This is a genomic window from Neobacillus drentensis (assembly GCF_036966985.1).
GTDB lineage: Bacteria > Bacillota > Bacilli > Bacillales > Cytobacillaceae > Neobacillus > Neobacillus drentensis_E.
The window spans coordinates 1-6756 of the sequence record NZ_JBALSN010000474.1 but is presented as its reverse complement, the minus strand read 5'-3'; the positions used below and the strand labels follow the sequence as shown (position 1 = coordinate 6756).

Here is a 6756-nt window from a genome sequence, read left to right as displayed (position 1 = left end):
AAGGGACGCAGCCATATGATTGGGATCTAATCTCATTTCCGATAAGATTCCTGCAAAACCGAATCCATGAATCAGTCCGAAACCAAAGGCAAGCCATGGCTGGTGTTTCGAGTCCTTATTAAAAATGTTTATTAGTGCAACGTATATTATGCTTAATGCGATTGCTGACTCTACAAATCTACTTGGCAAATGAACAATATCGAATGTTGCCAGAGCCAATGTGATACTATGTGCAATCGTAAAGGCCGTCACTAAGGAAAGAATGTGACGAATGGTTAAAGCCCCAAAAAGTAAACTAATGACAAACAGGATATGATCGTAACCCGTGAAGATGTGCTCTAATCCAAGAACCACAAACTGCTTCACATTCTTGAAGAGACTTATTTCTCCGATTTCTAATTCTCTTGATTCGAATGTAATGACTTTTTCTTGTTGTTTGCCTTCCAGTTTAACGGTTGCAAAGTTCGCATGGCTTGGGTCCGACTCATCAAAGAACATATTATATTCAACAACTAGTTTCTCTGGTTTGTGCTTAATATTATATTGTAAGTTAATTACTGCAAAGGGCCGTTCCTTAATCATCTTAATATCGGACTTTATCACACTTCCTTCAACCCGTTCACTATCTGCAAAAAGTTTTATATGGGAATTGATATATTCTTGTACCACTTTGTGATTTATTAACTGTTTTTGATCCGTTTCCTTATTAAGAGCATGACCCAATTCCTCTAAATCTAGCTTCAATTCATAATCTAATGATTTCTCTTTGACTTCAATAGTAGAATAACCTTCACTGTTATTGGTATGTGCAGAAGCTGGGGAAGGAAGGGAAAAAGCAATTGAAAGTAAGAGGAGCAAGATACAGTAGCGTAACTTTATCATTAAATTCCACGTCCATTTCTTTTGTTTTCTTTCAAAGATTTGTTGACATATGTAATGAAAATACGAGGAGTTTTTAATTCCCCTCGTCAAGATTTCCGTTTTCCCCCAATTATTTATTTGATTTCATGAAAATTGGGTTTGAGTAGAACCAAAGATCATTCCAAGGATTTTCACCTTTAGGATCTTGGGCGGGTTCTAATTGGTCTGTGTTCGTACCACGTAAACGAATGTAGCTATCTTTATCCACATCTTTTAAAGTATAAGTAATTGTGATGTATTCACCGTCTTGTTTCCAATCGTTTTCAGTGAAACGCTTTACGACTTTTGTTGTCGGATTAGAAGCTGTTGAGCGGTCTTCCACTTTTCCATTAACTTCTCCCATGATTAAGTCAACACGTTGAACATTTGGCTTATCACCATGCGAGTTCGCAGAGTTTGGATCTTTGATGCGAACGGTTACTGTTACATCTGTTTTCTTACTTGGAAGTGTAAGTGTTTCACCGATTGATGCTGTATTTCCTTTTGCCTCTGCATGCAAGGGTGATTTGCCTCCTGCTTGTACTTTAACATCAAGTTCAGAGATTAGGTCACCCGTGGTAACAAATACATTACCTTTACGAAGATTTTCCATTACATCTTCATAATTTTTCTCTGCTTTTACATATGTTTTAGAATATTCACCAGGCCAGAAATCACTTCCACCATCTCGCCAGTTAACATGTGAGTCAGAGGTAGCTGTAATCCACCAGTGTCTTCCTTCACCTAACATCGAATCCCATAAACCACCAACGACAGCACTCATCTGATCGAAACCACCCATTGTTGGAGCGTTTGCGTTTCCGTAACTACCACGAGATCCTTTAGGGTCAAGAGATCCATCTGGATTAATAGCACTTGCTTGGTGACCAGGAGCTCCTTCCATACCAATAGAGATATTTGGTGCTGTATCATTCCAATTACGGAATTCTTGCGGAGTATCTTGTCCCCATACACCAACACCTGTTGCTGAACGGGATGGATGATGTGCGATAGAAATTGGAAGTTCATCCATTTGTTTCATATAGTTAAGTGCTTCGATCATTTTTGATTCAGTGTTACGGCTTGGGTCATTTGGATAAGCCTCACGAGAATTAAACTTGCTCTCAAGATCGTAAAGCACTTGTGATTCATCTTCACCTTTTGGAATCATTAGAGTGCTGTGGTCAGCTCCTGGTGTGTCTAACTCCATTCCGTAGAATTGAAGAACTTCAGGAACAGCTGTACGAGATTTTAATAATTCAGGATAGGCTTGTTCTAAGTTAACCTTGGAATGGTTAGGACCCCCATGATCTGTTGTCATCATCCAATCCAGTCCATACTTTTTGCCATTTTCGGCATTTTTAGAGATTGGATAGATAGCATCCCCACCTCTTATAGCAGTCGGAGGATTTGTAGAATTGTCCCAACCAACACTCCATTCACTATGTACATGATGATCTCCTGCTAGCCATGTTGCCCCATTCTTTTTCGCTTCTTCTTTTGACAATGATTGTGCTTCTGCTTTTTGATTTCCTCCCTCATTTAATAATGTTTGTGTGGTAAGAGCAGTAGTTGCAAGAACAGTTGTTGCGATTAAAGGTATTGCTTTCTTAAAACGTTTTTTCATTTTTCCTTCTCCTCCTAATAAACTTGTTTCAACAGTTAAAATATTAATTTAGTTTTGTTAGGGGTTAATGGATATTTCGTAAATTTTATGTAAATTAAGGAAATTAGAATAAAGTACCTAATTGCACTAACTTATCGGCTTAAGTAATAGGAAGTATTTCGTGGTTCAAAGCTCATTATTAAAGTAATCTTCTTAACTATTTTGCCCATTAGTTAATCAAGTACTAACACAAAAACGGATTCAACTCTCTCCTCTTTTATCTTATAATCATTACTAACAAGGGGGAGTTAGATGGAACAAGAAAATAATTTAACAAAGATAAAAAACTACGCAAGAAAACTAAAACAAAATTTATTCGTCCTTTATTTATCATACAAAGATAATAGAGTACCTTGGTACGCTAAATTGGTTGCTATTTGTGTAGTTGCTTATGCTTTTAGTCCGATCGATTTAATCCCTGACTTCATTCCTGTGTTTGGTTATCTCGACGACTTAATTATTGTTCCACTAGGCATTTCGCTGGCACTAAAATTAATACCACCTTATATTATTGAAGAAAACAGAGAAAAGGCTGAAGAAATCAGGAAAAAAGGTAAACCAAAAAACTGGTTTGTTGCTGTACTATTCATTATGATTTGGATATTACTTGCATTTTGGGTTGGTAAATTATTATTCGGTATACTTCATTGATAGTAAATAATTTTAACGGATATGCTTCGTTGCATATCCCCTCTTCAATTAATCTGCCAGTTAGAACAATAAGAAAACGGGACCGCAGCAGCCATCCATTATTCAACATAAGCACAATGCTCTCTATAAAAAAGTTTGTGAACCGTTACACTTAAGCTAACGGGTTCTTTTAAATTTTCTCCCGATAAAAAAGAATATCAGACACTTTATGGTAGCGTCTGATATTCGGATTAAATTGCAAAAATAAAATTATCGTTTTTATCTCAAGGTTTTCAATGCACCGCTCCAAGCGTTAACTTGGTCAAGCATCAAATTCACATTATCAAGATGTAAGTCAGCTGGCTTAAATGTTGTAAAGTTTTCAAAATCTGTAAATAAAGATAATGTTGGGTGAGTCTTCACATCTGCAATGAATAATTCACCACAAATCCCTCGTAAATGTTCAGCTGCACGAGCTCCACCAGTTCCACCATAGCTTACAATACCTGCAGCTTTGTTATTCCAAGCTTCACGATTCGCAATATCAAGTGCATTTTTTAATGCTCCAGTAATACTGTGATTGTATTCCTGAACAATAAATACGAATCCATCCAAGCTGGCAACCTTTTCACTCCAAGCTACTATTCCAGGTTCTTTTCCATCGGTAGTTCCAAAAAACGGCAATTGGAAATCGGCAATATCGACAATTTCATAATTTGCATCTTCACGTTTGTCAGCAATTCCTTTTACCCATTCTCCAACTTGAGGACTCACTCGACCCTGACGAGTACTTCCTAAGATAATTCCGAGATTTAATTTTCCGTTTGTCATGATTTCTTCCTCCTTGGTCTAATAAAACGAATTTTTTGAATTAGTTCTACAATAATTTAATGGTTGTTTGATATAGTTGGCTAACAATTTGGGCCAAAGCCTCTTTCATCGGCGTGACTATGCGTCTAATACAGCGGCATTCGTAATTATTTTAATAAAATTTGTAACGCTTCTTTTACAGAAGTTGGTTTGCGACCTAGAAGCATTTCTAAATCAGAATGTGGAGCTTCTAACCCACCTTCACGAATTCCTTTTTGTATCATGACTAACATTGATACAAATTCTTCTGGCACACCAGCCTTTTTTAGCATTTTTGCATGAGCATCAGAATCTACAGCTAATAAAGGAATTTCTTTCCCTGTAACCTCATTAACTGCATCAACGAATTGTTGTTGTGTTAAGTTTTCACCTGCTAATTCGTATGCTTTATTATCGTGTCCATCACCTGCTAACACATTGGCAGTGGCTTCACCTAAATTTGGACGGTAGACCCAAGCTACCTTCCCTTCTCCAGCAGATGTAACCCAAGGTGCACCATTTAAGCATTGTTGAATGGTACCTAATTCGTTTTCAACATACCAGTTGTTACGAACGAATACATATGGAATACCTGATTCTTTAATGATGTTTTCACGTTCACGGTGAGGAGCAGCTAAAACGAAATCACTCACATCTGCACGAGGAGCACTTGAGTAAACCAATTGGGATACACCAGTCTCTTTCGCTGCTTCCACAGTATTTTTCTGCTGTTTCATTGCTGTTTCCATAACAGGTACTGTTGAAACTGTGAATACACGGTCAACACCTTTGAATGCCTCAACTAATGATTCTTTATTCTCAAAATCTGTTAAGCGAACTTCAATACCTTGTGCTTCGTACGCCTTTGCTTTTTCTGATTGTGGATCACGTACACCTGCGATAATATCTGAAGCTGGTACTTTCTTCACTAAATTTTCAACGATATTTGATCCTAATTTTCCTGTTGCACCTGTAACTAATATTTTCATATACTTTCCTCCAAAAATCCTAGTTAGATTAGATAATTTTTTATATTATATATAGAAAAAATACAACAAACGATAGAATGGCTAAGAATAGAATCATAGCCGTGTCCTTAAAAGAATCCTTTACACGAATATGAGTAAGGATGCCGTCTATACCTGTGATACCAAGTAAAAGTGCTCCTACCATTGCTGAAGTTGAATTCCAATATCCAACGATTAAAAGTACAGCCCCTGCTAATTCAACTAGTCCAGTAACAACTCGAAACCATTGCGGCAATCTCCAATGAGTAAAAGCCTCTACATGCATTTTAGAACCTGTTACTTTCCCGAATCCCGCCATCAAAAACATTAAGGCAAGAATTCCTTGTAAAACATAAGTTAATATTTCCAACCTTCTTCTCCCCTTTATTTGTTCTTTTTTTAACAAAGCCATTTGCCAGTTTAGGTTATTTAGATAAAGCTCTACGAACCATTGGTGCTACTTTGTTTGCCAGTAAATCAATCGCTTGTTCTACTCTGGCTAATGGCTGACCACCCATATCGAATTGTCCCATAAAGCGTGAATGTCCGAATAGTTCATGCTGATACAAGATCTTTTCTGCTAATTCTTCAGCACTGCCAACAGCTAAAATTTGTCCTGCTGCTCGCTGAGGCGTCAATTGCTCTGCAGTTGTTCGGAAGTGTTGACCACGCTCTTTTAAAAAGTAGCCAAAATATTGGTTATAGTGCGGAACAAATTCGTTAATCGCTTGTTCTCCTGTTTCGGCTAAATACGAATGCCCCGTTACAGAAACTCTTAACTTCGATACATCATGACCCGATTCTTTTGCACTTTGCCAGTATAGGTCGGTTAGTGGTTTGACGGATTCTGGACGACCACCTAACAAGCCAAGTGCCATATTTACACCAAGACTTCCTGCACGAACAGCACTTGCAGGGGTACCCCCAACACCAATCCAAAGTGGCAGATTCTTCTGAACGGGTCTAGGTGCTATTTGTGCATTTTGAAGGGGGGAACGAAAATTCCCGTGCCAACTGATGACTTTCTGCTCTTGCAATTTCAAAAATAGATTCAGCTTCTCTTCAAACAATTCATTGTAATCATTTAAACTTGCTCCAAAGAGAGAGAATGATTCTAAAAATGCCCCACGACCTAAAATAATTTCAGTGCGTCCGTTCGATAATAAATCTATCCTCGTAAACACGCACTGGATCGGCTGTGCTAATAACTGAGAGCGTGCTGGTAAGTTTAATATTTTTCGTCTCCCGTGCAATAGCTGCAAGCAACATGGCATAAGAAGATGTGACAAAATCGAGACGATGATGTTCTCCAACACCAAATACATCGAGTCCTGCTTCATCCGCCATTTTTGCCATTTGAATAATCTCTTCCACTCTGGATTGAGAAGTAGGACTATTCCCATTTGCATCAGGTATTCGTTCGCCTAATGAATAAACCCCAAATTCAAATTCGCTCATTTCCTATCCCCCCTAGTTGTTAAATGCGATTGGCATTTTATGAATCCATTCATCTTTCATCGTAGCTTCAAGCAAACATTTGAAGTGCTTGCTTTACAAGAAAGCTGACCAATTTGACCATTTGCTCCAGAAATCGTTATTTTCATTTTCTTCACGCCAACACCTTTTGTTTAAACAACATTTGTTGTAAAATCAATATATCAAGGTGGAAAACATGAAGCAACCAACAAAATAATACTTATATTG

The 6756-nt window shown here is 37.7% G+C and carries 6 protein-coding genes and 1 pseudogene; 1 reads left to right on the top strand and 6 read right to left on the bottom strand.

Annotated features, from left to right (window positions below; genetic code table 11):
- Nucleotides 1-882, bottom strand: an 882-nt coding sequence (locus tag V7659_RS25685; RefSeq protein WP_335542941.1) for a HupE/UreJ family protein, incomplete at its 3' end; no start/stop codon positions are given.
- A gap of 109 nt (nt 883-991) precedes the next feature.
- Nucleotides 992-2527 (bottom strand): phosphoesterase, encoded by a 1536-nt coding sequence (locus V7659_RS25680; protein ID WP_335542940.1) that lies wholly within the window; start codon nt 2525-2527, stop codon nt 992-994.
- Nucleotides 2528-2818: 291 nt separating this feature from the next.
- Here V7659_RS25680 and V7659_RS25675 point away from each other — a divergent pair, with 291 nt between their 5' ends.
- Nucleotides 2819-3217, top strand: coding sequence for a YkvA family protein (locus tag V7659_RS25675; protein WP_335542939.1), 399 nt, complete (start codon nt 2819-2821; stop codon nt 3215-3217).
- A 258-nt stretch (nt 3218-3475) separates the two neighbouring features.
- Here the strand turns inward: V7659_RS25675 and V7659_RS25670 are convergent, their stop codons facing one another.
- The 4 genes and pseudogenes from V7659_RS25670 to V7659_RS25655 form a co-directional block, all read right to left on the bottom strand.
- Nucleotides 3476-4027 carry an NADPH-dependent FMN reductase gene (locus V7659_RS25670; protein WP_335542938.1) on the bottom strand — a complete coding sequence of 184 codons (552 nt, stop codon included), beginning with the start codon at nt 4025-4027 and terminating at the stop codon, nt 3476-3478.
- 146 nt (nt 4028-4173) lie between these two features.
- Nucleotides 4174-5034, bottom strand: a complete 861-nt coding sequence (locus tag V7659_RS25665; protein WP_335542937.1) for an SDR family oxidoreductase — start codon at nt 5032-5034, stop codon at nt 4174-4176.
- 40 nt (nt 5035-5074) lie between these two features.
- The gene (locus V7659_RS25660) at nt 5075-5422 is read right to left on the bottom strand and encodes a DoxX family protein (protein ID WP_335542936.1); all 348 of its coding nucleotides are present in this window, start codon (nt 5420-5422) and stop codon (nt 5075-5077) included.
- Nucleotides 5423-5477: 55 nt separating this feature from the next.
- Nucleotides 5478-6408, bottom strand: a pseudogene (locus V7659_RS25655) (LLM class flavin-dependent oxidoreductase).
- Nucleotides 6409-6756: the final 348 nt, after the last annotated feature.